Origin of the sequence: Flavobacterium noncentrifugens (assembly GCF_900100375.1) — a bacterium.
GTDB classification, from domain to species: domain Bacteria; phylum Bacteroidota; class Bacteroidia; order Flavobacteriales; family Flavobacteriaceae; genus Flavobacterium; species Flavobacterium noncentrifugens.
The window spans coordinates 16663-34466 of the sequence record NZ_FNEZ01000003.1; the positions used below are offsets into that span (position 1 = coordinate 16663).

A 17804-nucleotide genomic window follows, 5' to 3' on the forward strand; every position below is an offset into this window, starting at 1 on the left:
TCAAGCTGACAAATATTTTGAATCCATAATTCAAGAAATTGAATTGATGAGCGAAAATCCAGAGAAAGCTAAGGAAATGTCAAAAGTCAAATCCAATTACTTTTATTTTCGAGCTTTATTTCACTATGTGTTTTTTAAATATGGAGATGACAAGATTGAAATCATAAGAATACTGCACAAAATGATGGATTTTTCGCAACATCTAGAATAGAAACGGCTCATAACCGCCTGTAACCGCAATCGCGGAGTTTTCAGTAAATTGAAAGTTCATTTTCACAAAGAAATTATATCTTAGCAGAGAATACTCAGCTCGCTTTGATCCGCGACTGCGGTTAGCTGCCAAACGTTACGCGAAAATTCAGAAAACAAACAGACAATTCAATAACTTAATGCAACAAATCAGAATCATTAAATTTGTTGTAATATGGAAAGATCACGTGCACGTTTTCGCTATGATGAAAGGGTAATAATTCAGACACTCTTGACTGAAAATAGATCCATTACATACATCGCAGATATTCTTAATAGACATCGCTCCTCTGTGTTCAGAGAAGTGAAAAAATGGATCGTAAAGCCAACAGATAAATACAATGCTGACCTAGCACAATTCATTGCTTAGGACAATTATTTAAACAAAAGAAACTTAGACAAGATCAATTCTAATCAACGCTTAAAAGACTTTGTTTACTATCAGCTGGAGAATAAACTTTCTCCCGAACAAATTGCAGGAAGACTCAATGAACTCTTTCCAAATGATAAAATTATGTCCATTTCACATGAAGCTATCTATCAACACATTTACAAAAAACGACAATCAAAGCTAGGGAAACATCTAATCTCACTTCTTCCCTATTCACATTCAAAAAGACGTCAGAAAAGGAAGGATTGTAAACATAAAAGCAGAATAAAAGATGCCTTAAGCATTGAACTTAGACCTGAACACGTAGAACTTAGAAAAGAAATCGGACATTGGGAAAGTGACCTTATTATAGGTTTAGGACAGAAAAGCGCAATAGCAACAGTCGTCGAACGAAAAAAAAGATTTGTATACATAATACCGGTAATAAGCAGGCATTCACATATCGTAACTAACGCAATAGCATATACAATGAAAGCACTAGAACCAGAGTTTCGGCGATCCATGACTCATGACAATGGGCTGGAGATGGCAAACCATAAATGGCTAACCGACAAAACAGGAATGGATATCTATTTTGCACATCCCTATTCATCTTGGGAACGTGGAACCAATGAAAATACGAATGGTCTTATTAGACGATTCTTTCCAAAAAGAACAGACTTTTCAAAAGTTACCGCAGAACAGCTTAAACAAGCTCAAGACAGCTTAAACAACAGGCCAAGAAAAGTCCTGAAATACAAAACGCCAAATGAAATGATGGAATTGGAAATGGCAAACTTAAAATATCAATCTTTTAAACTAAATTAGTAACTTAATTTTGGCCTTTGTTGCATTAAGGTCTTGAATCCACCATGCATAAAGAACTTTCAGATCTATCTCTTAAAGCTCATAAGTACTATGCTAAAAAAAATGAAATTGAAATAATTGACAAACGCCTAAACCAATTGGTGACAAAATTGAAATAAACAAAAAGCAACGAACGCCTAACCGCCATATTAACGGCATGTTTAACTGGGATATTGGGGAATGGTTAAACAAAAAATATATATTTGTAAAAAAAATCAAAGTCTAATGCAATTTTTAAAAACAATAACACTTTTGCTGGTCACGCTTATGTCTGCACAGCTTTCATTTTCCCAACAGCTAAAGAAAAACGAGAAAGCTGTTATCAAAACTCATATCTATTGTGATCACTGCAAGGAATGCGAGACTTGCGGGAAAAATTTCCAGTCTGGCCTACTGAAATTGAAAGGTGTAAAAATGTATGAGCTTGATCAGAATTATATGACGATCACTGTTTACTATAATGCTCAAAAAACAAATCTAACAACCATCAAAACCCGAATTACCGAATTGGGCTATGATGCTGATGAAATGAAAGCAGATTTCAGTTCCTATGAAAAACTTGACAACTGTTGTAAAAAAATTTAAGCTGTACAGCGACAAGGATGCTTTCCGAAATTTAATTAAACGCATAAGGAACTTTGAAAAAAATCTACTTTCCAAATCTGAACGGCTTACGATTTATTGCGGCGCTTTTAGTGATCATACATCATATTGAGCAAATAAAATCACTCTTAAATATTCAAAATATATGGAATTCGAGTCCATTCGTTGGCGTTATCGGCAAACTCGGAGTCGTATTGTTTTTTGTACTGAGCGGATTTTTAATCACCTACCTTCTTCTGGCAGAGGAAAAAAGCTTAAAGACCATAAATGTCAGGAATTTTTACTTCAGACGGATGCTCCGCATTTGGCCGCTTTATTTCCTGATCGTGGCGCTGGCTTTTTTCGTTTTACCAAATATTCCTTTATTTACGCTTCCCGGCTTTGGCAAAGAAGTCGTTTATAACAATTTATTCCTTAAATTATTTTTATACGTAATTTTTTTTCCAAACCTTGTGACAACGCTCGCCGGTATCGTACCTTATGTTTCTCATGCCTGGTCAATCGGCCCGGAAGAGCAGTTTTATCTCGTATGGCCGTTCATTCTAAGGCGCATCAGGAAATACCGAATCTATCTGATGTTGTTTATCATTTTCTTTTACCTGCTGATCAAAACGTTAATCCTGGAATTTTCACATCAGATAATAGGAGGCACACTTTTAAAAGCATTTTGGCTGGGCTTTAACATTGATTGCATGGCAATTGGCGGATTGTTTGCCGTACTTTTATTTCAAAAACACCGGCTTTTAAATTTTTTCATAAACAAATACCTGTTCTATTTTAGCTGCATTTTTATAATTGTGATGCTTGCTAACGGAGTCGAAATTCCCCACATCCACTATGAATTTTACGCCCTGTTTTTTGGCATTATCATCTTAAATTTTGCAGCAAATGATCAGATAAAAATCTCGTTTGAAAATCGGGTTTTCAACTATCTGGGAAATATATCATACGGATTGTACATGTACCACCCAATTGCTATTACCCTGGCAATCGTAACTGTAAAACACTTTGGTTCAAGCCTATGGATGATCTATCCGTTGACGGTTCTTTTGACAATATTGATTGCCGGATTATCGTATAAATATTACGAAACTTACTTTTTAAAGTTCAAAAATAAATTTACAGATATCGCAAGCGGTTCGAAAGTATAAATGCGAAACTTTGATTTCATGAACTCAAAATCAAATCCATGAGCCTCATCCCACTTACAATTTACACCTTCTGGTTTGCTTCAGAAATCCTGATCAACCGCTTGATGCGCTCAAAAATGCAAGACCAGTCGGGAAAAGATAAAAATTCCCTCGCTTTGATTTGGGCGACAATCATCATCGGGATGACTTTGTCCATCACCATTGCAATACGTTATCCGTTCTCAATTTCAACAAGTGTTTACGCCATCTATTTGGGCTTGTTTTTAATTTTGGCCGGAGTTATTTTCAGGGCAGTGATCGTAAAATCCTTAGGCGCATTTTTTACCGCCGATGTCACGATCAGGGGAAAACCATAAACTCAAAACGGATGGATTTTACAAATTTCTAAGGCATCCATCCTATTTTGCTTCCTTAGTTTCTTTTGTCGGATTCGGTATTTCACTCAACAACTGGATTGCTCTGGCCATCATAACTACAGCTATTTTCACCGCATTTGCATACCGCATTCAGGTCGAAGAAAAAGTGCTGGGTCGAATATTTCGGGCGACAATATGCCAATTATAAAAAATCCACCAAGCGAATTATTCCGTTTATTTATTAATAAAAAAGCGGAACTGCAACCAAGTCACAATTCCGCAAAATGTAATGATTCCCGAAAAATTTCCAATTGGAAACAGCTTAGTTATTCGAAGTATTTTTTCCTTCTAAATCTTTAGGAACACTTGTCGGAAGCGTATCTCCAGGCCTTTCAATACTGCTCGAATCAATTTCGGCAGCAGTTGGCCCATCCTGTTTCACGCCATCGGTTTCCTGGGTCGCATTCGGGTTTTTACACGATGCCATAACGAAAATTCCGAAAAGCAAAACGATCATTCTAGTGGAAAATATTGATTTCATAAGATTTTATTTTAGGATTAATAAGCATTTACAAATCTCAACAATAATCTGATTTTTAAGATTATACCACTTTCATTAAAAATTGCAATATTTGGCTGTAGCCAATGTGCCGCTCCTAAAAATATGTTCCTATACAATCGGATTTGAATTATTCAGATTTTGCTTCCGCCTGTTTTTGAACCAATACAGCAACCAAAGTATCGCGTCCCATAATACCCGAAAGCGTCAAGTTTCGTTGTTTGTCTTTAGCCGAAAGTGTTGCCCACAGCGTGTCGTGAAAACCTTTCGGATAACGCCAGATGACTTTCATCGATCGGTTTTGTTTGTTGTAACTGAAATGCCCTACACGCCATCTTTTCAAACTGTTGCGCTCAAAAACCACATCGTGGTTGTCATCAAAATACACTTTGGTCAGCATGCTGTCGCTACAGGATTTCAGGTCGATCTCACGATGGTTGATGTTTAATTTTGATACTTCATACCTTCCCGAGATTTCAGGGTGGCGGTTTGGATAATCATACAAAATAAAACAGATCACCATCGGAATGGCTACAGTCGAAAATCGCAACAATGCCAATCCAAATCGTACAAAACCCGAAACCTTTGCCTGCCGATTCCTGCTGAAAAAGAACTCGAAAATGTTTTTCCACTCCATGAAAAACAAATAAAGCAAAGCCAGGCCGATAACAATCGCCTGAATCAGCGCACCGGTTTCAACATCATAAAAAATATCGATCAGGATAATATTGGCCACAACCGGAAACAACACAAAAGCGCCCAGCAACCTGGTTCTCCTGAAAAGCAATAACAGGCTTCCGCAGATTTGCATCACAGCAATGATCAACCCGAATGCATACGAATGCGAAAAATACACAATCGTGAGCTGTTCGCCGCTCAGGCTGCTTGCCACTTTATCTGTCAAGCCTTCAGGTGCGTAAAATTGAAGGTGAAAAATCTTTCGGCTGGCAAACATGCACAAGTCGATTGCAACAAAATAACACAAACTTGCTTTCCAGAAATCGAGGATTTTCAAAGTATTCCATTTGCCTTTTTTTTCTGCAATCTGCCAAACCGGAATAAAAATAAGCGCCGCAAACAACACCGAAAAACTTACTTCAGAAACCACCGAATCATACGCTTTCAACAGCAGCCTGAAAGTTTCATGGATTCCAAATAAGCCGTTAAGTCCGGCAATGGCACAAACCGCTATTTTGCGGAAAAATCCAACATTCATCGTGACGCAATTGGCTTCTGCTGGTTCTGAAGCACGATCATCTGGATCTGCACAAAATCATTGAGTGCATCTGTCACCTTTTTTTCAGGGGCTTTAAGAATTGTTCTTGCAAGTGAAATTGGCTGCTGCCCGGATTTTATACCTTTATTATACACTTCGATATTGTCACACAATTCCGCTATTTCCTTTTCCATTTCAGTAGAAGAACTAAAATGCATTGCTGCAGAGGAATCGCCCAAAAGCTGGCCTTTACTTTCAAAATCAGCACTTATTTCATTGCTTCCGGTTTCTTTAAAAACCAAAAATCTTTTAATAGATTCGCAAAGGCTGAAAATATTTTTCTCCGTCGCATTTTGAAGCGGACTGCCCTGATTTCGCTCCGATTTCAAGATCATTTCATTCCTGAAAAAGTTCCCGCTGTTCATCGCATATTGTTCCCGCGTACCTGCCGGAGAGCGCACCAAAGTCAGCACCAATCCACAACCCGCAATGATCAAAATCGAAGAAACGATCGTGTTGGTCTTCGTTTCAGGATTTCGGATGCCCGTAAATAGATACACCGGCAAAAACACAAAAATCATGATCCCAATGGCAATCAGGCTCATCACATTGGCAAACGGCCAGTGCATGATCTTAAATAAAATCCAAAGGCAAATCAGGCTTGCAGCCAAGGCGCCAATGGCAACAACGGCTTTCTCCCGATTGCTTTTCTGCTCCTTGATCTTCAAGGTAAACACCAGTGGAAGAAACACAAAGCTCAAAATAAAAATCCCCAATACCAGGCAAACTGCCGCTCCGGGCCAATGTCCAAATTTCAATATCAATCCAACGGTAAGTAGAAAAGACGACACAGCGCCACTTCCAAGCATGACTTTTTTCATTGCATAATAGTTTTTATGGGTTAATAAATTGATGGCCTCCACTTCTATTTCCCTGAGTTCGCTTTTGTAAAACCGCGAAACAGTTTGCTGGTAAAAGTGCTCGAAGTCGCCATCTTCGTCGAGATCCTGTTCAATGATGCAACAAATATGATCCAACAGGTTCTGCTGCAGGCTAACCATCCCGATGCCACGTGCACTAATGTCACCAAGAATAAAATCTATTTGTTTGTCATTTAAGCAATACATTATAACGGCTGTGGTTTAATGTCGAGTAAAAATTTCATCGTGTTCATAAAGTCGGCGAGCTCGCTGATCTTTTCGTCAATTCGCGTTTTCCCATCCGGGCTCAGCGTGTAATATTTCCGGATGCGTTTGCCAATGTATTCGGTTTCTGTTGTCACCAAACCTTCGGCTTCAAGCGCGTGCAAAGTAGGATACAACGCACCTTCGGTAATCTGTATTCGGTCAGATGTCAGCACTTTAACGCGCTGCGTGATTTCGTAGCCATACATGCGCTTGTTGTTTTCGAGCTGTTTGAGCACAATGGTTTTTAAAGTTCCTTTTATGAGTTCAGATGAATAAATCATAATTCGCTTATTTGAAATGAATAACGCAAATATACATAAGAATATTATGCATTAATGAGCTTTGTATCAATTTTATTTACTATTTACAATATTTGATCTATGGCAGCGTCGTCGTAAATCTTAAATATTATAGCGAACGGCCGGGCTATCCGCTTTATCTTTATGGCAGCCGCTCGTACCTCTCAGCGGCAATAAAGGATGCCGCTTCCATCCCCGTCGCGCCTTCAATAAAAAGGATGATTTTTTTCAAAACTGCGATACAATCCCGATTGAAAAAATCCTTATCTTTAAAATCCTAAAAATCAATGCTATGACTTTATCCCATAAAATGGTTCTCGCTGCATCGTTCCTAACCCTGATTTCGTGCACCAAAAACGAAACAAAAACCACAGTTACCATTACCGGCGACGCGCGTTACCAACCCAAAGAATATGTCGAGCTCAAGCATCCCGACTGGAGCAAAAACGCCACAATCTATGAAGTCAACGTACGGCAATTCACGCCTGAAGGTACATTCAAAGCTTTCGAAGCGCACCTTCCACGCATCAAAGCCATGGGAATCGACATCATCTGGCTCATGCCGATCCATCCGATTGGAGTCGAAAAAAGAAAAGGCACGCTTGGCAGCGAATATTCGGTCAAGGATTATTATGGCGTGAATCCGGAATTCGGAACCAAAGAAGATTTTAAACATTTGGTCGACAAGATCCATTCGATGGGCATGCACGTCATTATTGACTGGGTCGCAAACCATTCTGCCTGGGACAATCCACTTGCTAAAGAACACCCGGATTGGTATTCGAAAACGCCTGAAGGAAATTTCCAGCCTACGCCGTGGTATGACTGGGACGACGTCATCGACTTCGATTATGAAAAACCCGAACTTCGAAAATACATGACGCAAGCACTCGTGTATTGGGTAAAAGATTTCAACATCGACGGCTACCGTTGCGATACTGCGGGATTTTTACCAACGGATTTCTGGGACAATGCCCGCGCCGAAATGGATGCCGTAAAACCGGTTTTCATGCTGGCCGAATGGGAATCGCGCGATTTGCACCAAAAAGCTTTTGACATGACCTATTCCTGGACGCTCTGGAACAATATGGCTGCCGTAACCCGCGACAAGAAAAGCATCGCCGGACTAGTGGAATATATGGCACATGACGTAAGTACTTTTCCGCGCAACGGTTACCGGATGACTTTCACAGACAATCACGATATGAATTCATGGAACGGCAACCAAATTGCAAATTTTGGCGACGGCCTTGAAGCGTCAATGGTATTGTGCGGAACGATTAACGGAATGCCTTTGGTTTATGGCGGGCAGGAAGCCGGGCTCGACCATTCCCTTAAATTCTTCGACAAAGACCTGATCGACTGGAGTAAAATGCCCTATGAAAGTTTATTCAAGAAATTATTTGAGCTCAAGCACAACAATCACGCGTTGTGGAATGGAAATCAAGGTGGCGTGATGATCCGGATTTTTAATGACAAACCTGAACAGGTACTTTCATTTTCGCGCAGTATGGAAGGCGATCAAGTGATTCCAGTAATCAATTACAGTGCGAAACCTGTCACTGTCAAACTGGATTCAAAATACCAGAAAGGCAAGTATCAAGAATTGTTTACCGGTAAAGAATATGAATTAAAAGGCGACGATGTTTTGAGCTTGGAACCTTGGAAATACCTGGTTTTAGTAAAACAGAAATAAATGAAAATCCGCTTGAACAGCGGATTTTTTTATATCGTTTTTAGCGCTTCAATCAAATAATCGATATCGGCTGTAGTGTTGTAATGGCTGAAAGAGATCCGCAACGATGGTTTTTTGATATCCGATTCATCTAAAATTTCTGCAAGCACATGCGATGGTTTAATGCTTCCCGATTGGCAGGCGCTGCCGCGAGATACTGCGATTCCCTTCATGTCAAGGTGAAATAGGATCATCGAAGTTTTTGCTTCATCAAACGGCAACAGAATATTTGCAATGTTGTAAAATCCGTCCTTTACACCATTGATCTTAAAGCCTGGAAAATTTGCTTCAAGTTGGACAAACAGGTAACTCTTTAATGAAAGGATATATGCTTTTTCACTTTCAAGGTTTTGACAGGACAGTTCCAATGCTTTTGCCATGCCTGAAATGTTGTGGATGGATTCGGTTCCGGCACGCAAACCTTTCTCCTGCTCGCCTCCAAACAGCATCGGATTAATCATTAAACCTTTCCTTACGAATAAAAAACCTATTCCTTTGGGTCCGTGAAATTTATGTGCGCTGGCATTAATGAAATCTATCGGCAATTCCTGCAAGTCAAAAGGTATTTTTCCGATGGACTGAACGGTATCGGAATGGAAAAAAGCATGATGCTGTTTGCAAATGCGCCCAATCAGATTAAGGTCTAAAACATTTCCAGTTTCGTTGTTTACATGTATTAAAGATACTAGTGTCGGAATATTATCGGATAGCAATTCGACCAAATGATTGACATCAATATTTCCATCCGGCTTAATATTTACAAAATCAACACGAATATTGTTATTTTTTTCTAAATATTCAACTACATGTAAAACAGCGTGATGCTCAATCCTACTTGAAATGATCCTTTCAATTTTTAAATCTTTGATCGCGTTTTGCAAAACCCAGTTGTTCGCTTCTGTTCCACCCGAAGTGAATATGATTTCCTGGGCTTTTGCATTCAGGTTTTTCGCAATGGTTTTTCTTGCAAGTTCGAGGATGCTTTTGGAATGCCTTCCAAAACTATGTGTTGATGACGGGTTTCCGAAATCCTCCGACATCACTTTCACCATTTCCTGTACAACCTCCGGACGTATTGCCGTTGTAGCCGCATTATCGAGATATACTTTTTTCATCGCCGCAAAGTTATGAATTTCGTATGTTAATCGGATACAAATTGATTGCCCGTTCTCAATTAAAATCCTATTTTTGTTACAAATTTTGTGATCATGAAAAAGTTGTTTGGGATATTTATCTTGGTTTTTTTATTGAATGGCTGTGATGACGGCGATGTGCTGGTTGAAAACATCAATTTCGACAACGTTTCAGCTGCAAAATGCGGAGATAAAGGGATTATTTATAAAATAAAAGACACTGAGGTGATCCAAATCATCCTCAGTCCAACCGTATATGATGCCAATTTCGTGAACGAACCTGGAGAAAAAACAATTGCAATTACTTCAGGCGATATGGTTCGTTACCGTTTTTACAACGGAACAGTGACCAGCGCCAGTGTTTGCGGTGATTTACAGCCAGCAACCCCAACAATTGACAGCGAATGGATTGCCACATCCGGAACAATAGTCATTACGACCTCGATCATTTATACAGAACCCGATGCCACAACCGGCGCTTATCAAGTAGCGCGCTACAACCATTATATCCAGCTTAAAAACATCACCTGGAATAAGCCGGAAGGCCAGCAAGTACAGGATTTTGTATTCGGCGATTATTCAACATTGCCAAACACATTAGGCCTGAGTTTCAATACAAACCTGCTTCAGATCTGCCCATCAAACACCACACTTTACAATGTAACCGATTCCGGAAACGCAGGATTGCAGGTAACAGGATTAGATCCCGCGTTATTGACTACAGACAGCGCAAACCTTGATGTTCCAAAAACAGGAACGATCGGGGCTACAACGAATAAGCTGACTTATAAATTGTTTGCAACGCCTTTGACTGAAGATGCTTATGAGAGTTATTTCTGTTCCGGGTCAGATACGCCTGCGGTTACCGAAGAATGGACCGCTGTAAGCGGCACGATTGAAGTCACCTCTACTTCTGCGGGAGTTGGAATATTCAGACATACCGTAAGGCTTAAAAACGCCACTTTTAAACGAGGCGAAAATACTTTTTATTACGGCAATGACATTTTATATGGAACGTTTGTAAGATAAGCAATTGCTTATTTTTGCGATTGCCGAATGTAAACTTCTGTAGCGCCAAGTCCGTATTTTTGATAATTGGCATCCTGAAAAGCGATTTGATCGAATCTTCCAAGCATGAAATCGAGTTCTGATTTGAGCACGCCTTCTCCTACGCCATGAATAAAAACAATCTTCGGAATACGGTTTTTGATCGCAAATTCAACATGCCTTTTTGCAGTTTCAGATTGTAAGGTCAGAATGTCATAATTGCTCATTCCCCTGAAATTTTTAACGAGTTTTTCAATGTGCAAATCGAATTCAGGAACTGGAATTTCATTCTTCGAACGCTTTTCTTTTACAAAACTTCTAGGTTTCGGAATCTCTTTTTGCTGTTTGATTTCGTTTAAATTATGACTTCCCCTAAAATTATCTAAATCACTGGAATTGTTTATTTTAATCAATTCATTGACTAAATAAGTCATCACGAAACCTTCGTCCGATTCGATAATAATTTCATTGTTTTTTACTTCGAGTACGATTCCGTTTACGGCTTCATCAAGCGCAGAAACGCGGTCACCTTTACTGAACATTATCTTCGTCATGATCCTGGTTTTTACTTGGAGTTTTCGAACTGTACCACATCACGCCCAACAGGAATAAGAGAATTCCCGCGACGGTAATGTAAATATCTGGCTGTGGTTTGCTTTGCTCGTAAAAAGCCATTCCGGCCGCTAGAAACATGATGGGCAATATTATTTTTCGCATAATTATTTTATCTGCAGCAAACTTAAAATAATAAAGCCCGGCAGCAAAATGATTGGTATTTTTTCGTAAAATTGTATGGAAATAAACCTTGATTTTGGAAATAGAAAAATACATGGTTCCGTGCCTCAGTAAAAAAATCTTCGGACTCGATTGTCCCGGCTGCGGCATGCAGCGAAGTTTGCTTTTGATTGCAAAAGGGGAATTTTCTGCTGCCTATCACCTGTATCCGGCAATTTATACTTCGATCCTTTTTGCGGTTTTTCTGGGCTTTCATCTGTTTGACAAAACCAGGAACTATAGTAAAATCGTTATTTTCCTTGCCATCACCAACGGCATTGTCATGATGGTTTCATATATTTATAAATTAACCAACTTTTAAACTATACTAATGGAAAAACAAAAATTACCCAATGCCAGTGCAGTCCTTATCCTTGGGATTTTATCAATCGTAACCTGCTGCTGCTACGGCGTAGTCGGGCTCATTTTTGGAATTGTAGCCCTGGTGCTTTACAAGAAAGACATGGCACTTTACAAACAGGAGCCTGAAAGATATACGGATTACAACAATCTTAACATCGGCCGCATTTGCGCCATTATCGGGATCGTGCTAAGTGGTGTTTACATTCTGATCAATATTTTTCTGTTTGCCACTTTAGGAACAGAAGGAATCAAGGACATGCAGGAAAACCTGATGGAGAAAATTAAATACGAACAGGAAAATAATTAAATAAAAAATCCGCTTTTTAGGCGGATTTTTTATTTTTAATGGCTTCCGCCAAATGCGACCGCGGCAACGACAACGCCAACCAAAATCAGCAAATAAACCACCATCAGTACAATCGCCATGATCCCGATGAACTTGTGGTGCGATTTCAAATAGCCTAAAGATGCCGTAAGCAAATTTTCATCCCTGACCAAAAGCGCTGTTTTGATTCCAGTCGAATATTTGTAAAGATAATATACCGGAAATGCATATAAAACCGCCAGTAATATGTAAACTCCCGAAAGAATTCCCGGCATGGCACTAAACATCGACAGTTCAGAATTTCCCAATCCGGAATTGGGATTTGCCATTCCCATAATGGATGATATAAAGACGGCTGCGAGCAGCATTAGCCCAATTCCTATGAATCCGAGGATTGATAAAAAAAACGACCATTTCGCACTCTGGCGCAAATAATCAATAGCAATTTCGTTGAGCCGCATGGCTGAATCCTGATGAGAAAACTGGTCTTCCATAATTGTAGTTTTTAGGTTGAACCCAAATATATAAATTCCAATTCGATTGGATCAAAAAAAAAGGCTCCGTTTCCGGAACCTCTTAACTTATTTTTCAAATTGCTTCAACGTCTTGATGATGATCGAAACACAAGCCAAAAGCTGTTCTTCATTCATCACCAATGGCGGTGCAAACCTGATGATATTTCCGTGGGTTGGCTTTGCGAGCAATCCGTTGTCGCGAAGTGCCATACAAATATCCCAGGCTGTCGAACTGTCTTCAGTATCATTGATTACAATCGCATTCAGCAGCCCTTTTCCCCTCACAAGTGTCGCGATGGTTGAATGCTGGATGTATTCTCCAATTTTTTTTCTGAAAATACTACCCAAATAAGCGGCATTTTCCGACAATTTTTCGTCTTTCACGACCTGAAGTGCCGCAACTGCAACTGCTGCTGCCAACGGGTTTCCTCCAAAGGTTGATCCGTGTTGTCCGGGCTTGATCACATTCATGATCGAATCATTTGCCAAAACCGCTGAAACAGGATAAACACCTCCGGAAATTGCCTTTCCAAGGATTAAAATATCTGGTTGCACATTTTCGTGGTTTACAGCCAATAGTTTTCCGGTTCTTGCGATTCCGGTTTGTACTTCGTCAGCAATGAACAATACATTGTGCTTTTCGCATAATGCTTTGGCTTGCGCCAGATAACCTTCTGAAGGCACATAAACCCCGGCTTCACCCTGAATCGGTTCAACCAAAAAAGCAGCTATATTATTTGAGGATTCAAGTGCGTTTTGAAGCGCCGCGAGATTGTCATATTCGATCATAATAAATCCTTCAGTGTAAGGACCGAAATTTTTTCTTGCATTTTCATCATTCGAAAAAGAAATGATGGTTGTCGTCCTTCCGTGGAAATTCCCTTCACAAACAATGATTTGCGCTTGTTGTTCGGCGATGCCTTTGACTTCATAAGCCCATTTCCTGGCCAGTTTCAAAGCAGTTTCAACGGCTTCTGCTCCGGTATTCATTGGCAAAACTTTGTCAAATCCGAAGTAATTCGTCAAAAATTCTTCGTATGGCCCTAATTTGTCATTGTAAAAAGCACGCGAAGTCAGCGTTAATATCTGCGCCTGGCTCACGAGCGCATCAATGATCTTAGGATGGCAATGTCCCTGATTTACCGCCGAATAAGCCGACAGGAAATCGTAATATTTCTTTCCTTCCACATCCCAAACAAAAACGCCTTCGCCTTTGCTTAAAACGACCGGAAGCGGATGGTAATTGTGTGCACCAAACTTGTTTTCCAAAGCGATAATCTCTTCGGAACTGATTTTTTCTAAAATTGACATTCTCACTATTTTTTAGATAAATATTTTTTATTCCTGCTTGCGGAGAGAAATCATCCATATTTTTTCAAAAATAGGGATTATTCTTTAATATGATCAAAATTTCAAAGGTTTAACGCCTCAAGATATCAACAATAAAAATCCCCATTATTGACAACGCAAAATGGGGAATATTGATAGGATCTTATTGCTTATGCTAATGTTGCTTCAGATGTAATGGCTGTATTGAGCAACTTTGAAATCGGGCAGTTCTTTTCGGCTTTGGTAACCAATTCCTGAAAGCTTTCATTTTCAAGACCGGGAATTTTTGCAGTCACCGTCAAATGAGATCCAACTATGCTTCCGTTTTGAAAATCGATGTCACATTTGGTTTCAATCGATTCGATTGTATGCCCTGCTTCGCCGATAAAAGCCGAAAGCTGCATCGTAAAACAACCGGCATGTGCTGCTGCAACAAGCTCTTCTGGATTTGTTCCTACGCCATCTTCAAAACGGGTTTTAAATGAATATTGGGCATTGTCCAATACTTTACTTTGGGTCGTGATTTTTCCGGCGCCTTCTTTAATCGAGCCGTTCCAGACTGCAGTTGCATTTCTTTTCATGGTGGATTGTATTTTTATGTTCTCTCAAATTTAACCTATTAAATGCAAAGAAAGTTTGACAGGTTTTATTTTAACGAAAATTTAAACCTATATTATTGTTCGTTCGAACGGCTGAATCTTCCATTAACCGTAAACCTTCCGATGGGCGTGTCACAAAAAATGAATGTGATTTTGCCATTTTCGTTTTTGACATAAAATTTTGTTCCCGGTACGGCCGAAGCGCTGGTCTGCTCCCAGCCATAATCATTAAATATCAGTCTTGCTTTTCCCTGCGAACGGTTTTCCATTCTGAATTCTTCATTCGTCACGGTATATTCGCCTGATAACGGAAACCGGCCGTTGATTTCATTGAACAGGATATTGATCGTGGTTCTTGATCCATAAGAATGCGACTGAAAACTTACATTCGCATCGGAATCGAAAAAATTATCTTCAGAAAAATCAACGCTCGTTACCGTTTGGTCATTCCAATTCTGGATGCGTAAATAATTATCCTGTGGCGGATTGCATGGCGCTTCAGCACTGGTCGTAAATTCGTATGTTTCTCCATACCCTGCACCCGCGCTGCTGATTCCGTAGGCACGCGTGTAATAAGTAGTTCCTGGTATAAATCCAATGTAAGTATCAAAAAATTTCCCCAACCTTGCTCCTGCTGCCGATTTATTGTCATTGATCGTAGGTTGTGGATTTGTACTCCAGACCACGCCATATTCAATAACATCTTTCCCACCTTCGCCAATAACTTCCCCGCCCAATGAAGCCGAGGATGACAATACATTTTCAGGTTCATAAGTAACCATCATCGGAGCCACATAATCGATGCGCTCAATGCTACAGCCACTTAACATCATTACAACAAGCAAAAGGCAGGCGTTTTTCATCTTGGGATATTTTTTTCAAAAGTAAGTAAATACATCTTATATTTGTTAAAAAAATCATAAAGACGAACACTCTGATGTCAAAAATTATTTCAAGCTTTTTCTTAATTACTTTCCTTAGTTTGTATTCTATTGCAGCAAACAGCCAAAAAAGCGTTGTTCGTTTTGGCGTAACGCTCGGCGCGACAAATTACATCACTGATACGAATTTACTGTTTTCAAAATCACAACCCGGATTTGAAACCGGAATTGTAGCTTCCCAAATTTACAACGACCATTTCGAACTGATGATCGGCATCAATTATGACCGCCATTACATGAAATTTGTTGGAAGGGAAACACCCGAAGCACCACCAGAAGACCTGAAATTCATGCTCGAAAACCTTAATATTCCCATTACGCTGAATTACAACTTCTGGGTGGTCAGCGATGATTTGCAGTTCGGGGTCAATACCGGGCCATCACTGAGTTTTTTCCACAATTACAAATTGCTTGACGAAAATAAAAGCGGCTATTACCTCGATCCGCTTTACGCCGATCCCGACGATTTGGCTTTCGATACCCAAAACAGCAAGGTTTCTTTTAATGTATTTTACAGCGTCGGGCTAAGCGCCGAATATAAGAAACTGATGCTGATGGCGCGGTATTACACCAGCCTTACCGACCCATACCGACAGGCATCAATCTATTCTACCGTTTCAGAAATTAAAGGAAGAGACTCATATTATACCCTGGCGCTTACCTATTTTTTCGATTTCCGAAATTAATGCTGACGATTTAAGTTCCCGCAAAATTTTTAAAAATATTTGCCAATTTAAATTCATAAAACTATCCAATCCCTTATTTTTGCCCCATGGCAAAGAAAAATACCGACAAACTTAGTTTTGAATATATAAAAGTCCTCGATGCAGGCGCAAAAGGCGTTTCAGTTGCGAAAGCTCCTGACGGAAAAGTAATTTTTATCCCCAATGTCGTTCCCGGAGATGTCGTGGATGTGCAGACTTTTAAAAAGCGCAAAGCATATTACGAAGGAAAAGCGACGCATTTCCATGAATTTTCAGAACACCGCATTGATGCGGTTTGCGAATATTTCGGAACCTGCGGTGGCTGCAAATGGCAGAACATGAAGTACAGCCAGCAGTTGTTTTACAAACAAAATGAGGTCAAAAATCATTTACAGCGCATCGGGAAAGTCGAACTTCCGGAATTCGAGCCCATTTTAGGTTCGGAAAAACAATTTTTCTACAGGAATAAAATGGAATTCTCGTTCTCGAATGCCCGTTGGCTCACCGAAGCCGAAATTGGCAGCGTGGGCGAACTCGACAATAAAAACGCACTTGGTTTCCACATCCCGAAAATGTGGGACAAAATCCTCGACATCCATAAATGTTACCTTCAGGAAGATCCGTCAAACGATATCAGAAATGCGGTGCGCCATTTTGCAAATGCAAACAACCTTACTTTTTTCAATCCGAGGCATCACGAAGGTTTGTTGCGGACTTTAATGATTAGAACCGCTTCAACTGGTGAAACCATGGTTTTGATCCAGTTTTTCGAAGACAATAAAGAAGCCCGCGAATTGCTGCTGAATTTCCTTGCGGATAAATTCCCGAACATTACGTCGCTTCAATATGTGATTAATGGCAAGCCGAACGATACGATTTACGATCAAGATGTCAAGCTTTTTAAAGGCCGCGATTACATCCTTGAGGAAATGGAAGGCCTACATTTTAGCATCAACGCCAAATCATTTTACCAGACCAATTCGGAACAGGCTTACGAATTGTATAAGATTACACGTGACTTTGCCGGATTGACCGGAAACGAACTCGTATACGATTTGTATACCGGAACGGGAACGATCGCACAATTCGTATCCAAACAAGCAAAAAAAGTCATCGGTGTCGAATCGGTGCCTGAAGCGATTTTAGATGCAAAAGCCAATGCCGAGAGAAACGGGATCACGAACTGCGAATTTTACGTAGGCGACATGAAAGTCGTCTTCAATGAAAATTTCATCGCACAACACGGCCATCCGGATGTCATCATTACAGATCCGCCACGCGACGGCATGCACAAAGATGTCATCGACCAGATCTTGAACATCGCCCCGGAAAAAATCGTTTATGTGAGCTGCAATTCGGCTACACAGGCGCGCGACCTGGCTTTGATGGACGCCGTTTACAAAGTAACACGCGTGCGTCCGGTGGATATGTTTCCGCAAACGCACCATGTTGAAAATGTTGTACTTTTGGAAAAAAGATAAT

At 40.0% G+C, this 17804-nt stretch carries 21 protein-coding genes and 2 pseudogenes; 12 read left to right on the forward strand and 11 right to left on the reverse strand.

Annotation, left to right across the window (positions count from 1 at the left end; translation table 11 throughout):
* Positions 1-13: 13 nt before the first annotated feature.
* The 6 genes and pseudogenes from BLS32_RS18685 to BLS32_RS18860 all read left to right on the forward strand — a co-directional run.
* Positions 14-211: pseudogene (locus BLS32_RS18685) on the forward strand (type II toxin-antitoxin system RelE/ParE family toxin); the annotation flags it as partial.
* Between the two features lie 213 nt (positions 212-424).
* Positions 425-1447: pseudogene (locus tag BLS32_RS09680) on the forward strand (IS30 family transposase).
* Between the two features lie 264 nt (positions 1448-1711).
* Positions 1712-2071 carry a heavy-metal-associated domain-containing protein gene (locus BLS32_RS09685; RefSeq protein WP_091394844.1) on the forward strand — a complete coding sequence of 120 codons (360 nt, stop codon included), beginning with the start codon at positions 1712-1714 and terminating at the stop codon, positions 2069-2071.
* A gap of 53 nt (positions 2072-2124) precedes the next feature.
* Positions 2125-3240, forward strand: a complete 1116-nt coding sequence (locus BLS32_RS09690) for an acyltransferase family protein (RefSeq protein WP_091394847.1) — start codon at positions 2125-2127, stop codon at positions 3238-3240.
* 38 nt (positions 3241-3278) lie between these two features.
* Positions 3279-3596, forward strand: a complete 318-nt coding sequence (locus BLS32_RS09695; RefSeq protein ID WP_091394850.1) for a hypothetical protein — start codon at positions 3279-3281, stop codon at positions 3594-3596.
* On the forward strand, positions 3571-3804 hold the full coding sequence (locus tag BLS32_RS18860; RefSeq protein ID WP_091394853.1) for a methyltransferase family protein: 234 nt from the start codon (positions 3571-3573) through the stop codon (positions 3802-3804). The genes BLS32_RS09695 and BLS32_RS18860 overlap by 26 nt, the downstream gene beginning before the upstream one ends.
* A 114-nt stretch (positions 3805-3918) precedes the next feature.
* Here the strand turns inward: BLS32_RS18860 and BLS32_RS09705 are convergent, their stop codons facing one another.
* The 4 genes from BLS32_RS09705 to BLS32_RS09720 form a co-directional block, all read right to left on the reverse strand.
* The gene (locus tag BLS32_RS09705; RefSeq protein ID WP_139171735.1) at positions 3919-4137 is read right to left on the reverse strand and encodes a hypothetical protein; all 219 of its coding nucleotides are present in this window, start codon (positions 4135-4137) and stop codon (positions 3919-3921) included.
* A gap of 148 nt (positions 4138-4285) precedes the next feature.
* Positions 4286-5371 carry a hypothetical protein gene (locus tag BLS32_RS09710; RefSeq protein WP_091394860.1) on the reverse strand — a complete coding sequence of 362 codons (1086 nt, stop codon included), beginning with the start codon at positions 5369-5371 and terminating at the stop codon, positions 4286-4288.
* A complete protein-coding gene (locus tag BLS32_RS09715; protein ID WP_091394863.1) occupies positions 5368-6498 on the reverse strand; it encodes a hypothetical protein in 1131 nt (376 codons plus the stop codon). The genes BLS32_RS09710 and BLS32_RS09715 overlap by 4 nt, the downstream gene beginning before the upstream one ends.
* On the reverse strand, positions 6498-6839 hold the full coding sequence (locus BLS32_RS09720; protein WP_307725636.1) for a PadR family transcriptional regulator: 342 nt from the start codon (positions 6837-6839) through the stop codon (positions 6498-6500). Before BLS32_RS09720 ends, BLS32_RS09715 begins: the two co-directional genes overlap by 1 nt.
* Positions 6840-7149: 310 nt before the next feature.
* Here BLS32_RS09720 and BLS32_RS09725 point away from each other — a divergent pair, with 310 nt between their 5' ends.
* On the forward strand, positions 7150-8553 hold the full coding sequence (locus tag BLS32_RS09725) for an alpha-amylase family glycosyl hydrolase (RefSeq protein WP_245699393.1): 1404 nt from the start codon (positions 7150-7152) through the stop codon (positions 8551-8553).
* 29 nt (positions 8554-8582) lie between these two features.
* On the opposite strand, the gene BLS32_RS09730 is transcribed toward BLS32_RS09725, so the two are convergent.
* Positions 8583-9707, reverse strand: coding sequence for a cysteine desulfurase family protein (locus tag BLS32_RS09730; protein WP_091394866.1), 1125 nt, complete (start codon positions 9705-9707; stop codon positions 8583-8585).
* Positions 9708-9800: 93 nt separating this feature from the next.
* On the opposite strand from BLS32_RS09730, the gene BLS32_RS09735 reads away from it, so the two are divergent.
* Positions 9801-10754 carry a hypothetical protein gene (locus BLS32_RS09735; RefSeq protein WP_091394867.1) on the forward strand — a complete coding sequence of 318 codons (954 nt, stop codon included), beginning with the start codon at positions 9801-9803 and terminating at the stop codon, positions 10752-10754.
* 8 nt (positions 10755-10762) lie between these two features.
* On the opposite strand, the gene BLS32_RS09740 is transcribed toward BLS32_RS09735, so the two are convergent.
* Positions 10763-11314, reverse strand: a complete 552-nt coding sequence (locus tag BLS32_RS09740; protein ID WP_091396053.1) for a Smr/MutS family protein — start codon at positions 11312-11314, stop codon at positions 10763-10765.
* Entirely contained in the window at positions 11304-11489 is a 186-nt protein-coding gene (locus BLS32_RS09745; protein WP_091396057.1) for a hypothetical protein, read from the reverse strand. Before BLS32_RS09745 ends, BLS32_RS09740 begins: the two co-directional genes overlap by 11 nt.
* Before the next feature lie 94 nt (positions 11490-11583).
* On the opposite strand from BLS32_RS09745, the gene BLS32_RS09750 reads away from it, so the two are divergent.
* Both BLS32_RS09750 and BLS32_RS09755 read left to right on the forward strand, forming a co-directional pair.
* Positions 11584-11868, forward strand: a complete 285-nt coding sequence (locus tag BLS32_RS09750) for a DUF2752 domain-containing protein (protein ID WP_091396060.1) — start codon at positions 11584-11586, stop codon at positions 11866-11868.
* A 9-nt stretch (positions 11869-11877) separates the two neighbouring features.
* Entirely contained in the window at positions 11878-12216 is a 339-nt protein-coding gene (locus BLS32_RS09755) for a CCC motif membrane protein (RefSeq protein ID WP_091394870.1), read from the forward strand.
* A gap of 35 nt (positions 12217-12251) precedes the next feature.
* On the opposite strand, the gene BLS32_RS09760 is transcribed toward BLS32_RS09755, so the two are convergent.
* The 4 genes from BLS32_RS09760 to BLS32_RS09775 all read right to left on the reverse strand — a co-directional run bounded on the left by BLS32_RS09760 (position 12252) and on the right by BLS32_RS09775 (position 15540).
* Positions 12252-12728 carry a hypothetical protein gene (locus BLS32_RS09760; RefSeq protein WP_091394873.1) on the reverse strand — a complete coding sequence of 159 codons (477 nt, stop codon included), beginning with the start codon at positions 12726-12728 and terminating at the stop codon, positions 12252-12254.
* Between the two features lie 87 nt (positions 12729-12815).
* Positions 12816-14060 carry an ornithine--oxo-acid transaminase gene (gene rocD, locus BLS32_RS09765; RefSeq protein ID WP_091394875.1) on the reverse strand — a complete coding sequence of 415 codons (1245 nt, stop codon included), beginning with the start codon at positions 14058-14060 and terminating at the stop codon, positions 12816-12818.
* A 188-nt stretch (positions 14061-14248) separates the two neighbouring features.
* Positions 14249-14659, reverse strand: coding sequence for an OsmC family protein (locus tag BLS32_RS09770; protein WP_091394877.1), 411 nt, complete (start codon positions 14657-14659; stop codon positions 14249-14251).
* Between the two features lie 92 nt (positions 14660-14751).
* Complete coding sequence (locus BLS32_RS09775; protein ID WP_091394881.1) at positions 14752-15540, reverse strand: hypothetical protein; 789 nt, start codon at positions 15538-15540, stop codon at positions 14752-14754.
* 74 nt (positions 15541-15614) lie between these two features.
* Here BLS32_RS09775 and BLS32_RS09780 point away from each other — a divergent pair, with 74 nt between their 5' ends.
* Both BLS32_RS09780 and rlmD read left to right on the forward strand, forming a co-directional pair.
* Positions 15615-16304, forward strand: coding sequence for an outer membrane beta-barrel protein (locus BLS32_RS09780; RefSeq protein ID WP_091394884.1), 690 nt, complete (start codon positions 15615-15617; stop codon positions 16302-16304).
* Positions 16305-16390: 86 nt separating this feature from the next.
* The gene (gene rlmD, locus BLS32_RS09785) at positions 16391-17803 is read left to right on the forward strand and encodes a 23S rRNA (uracil(1939)-C(5))-methyltransferase RlmD (RefSeq protein WP_091394887.1); all 1413 of its coding nucleotides are present in this window, start codon (positions 16391-16393) and stop codon (positions 17801-17803) included.
* Position 17804: the final 1 nt, after the last annotated feature.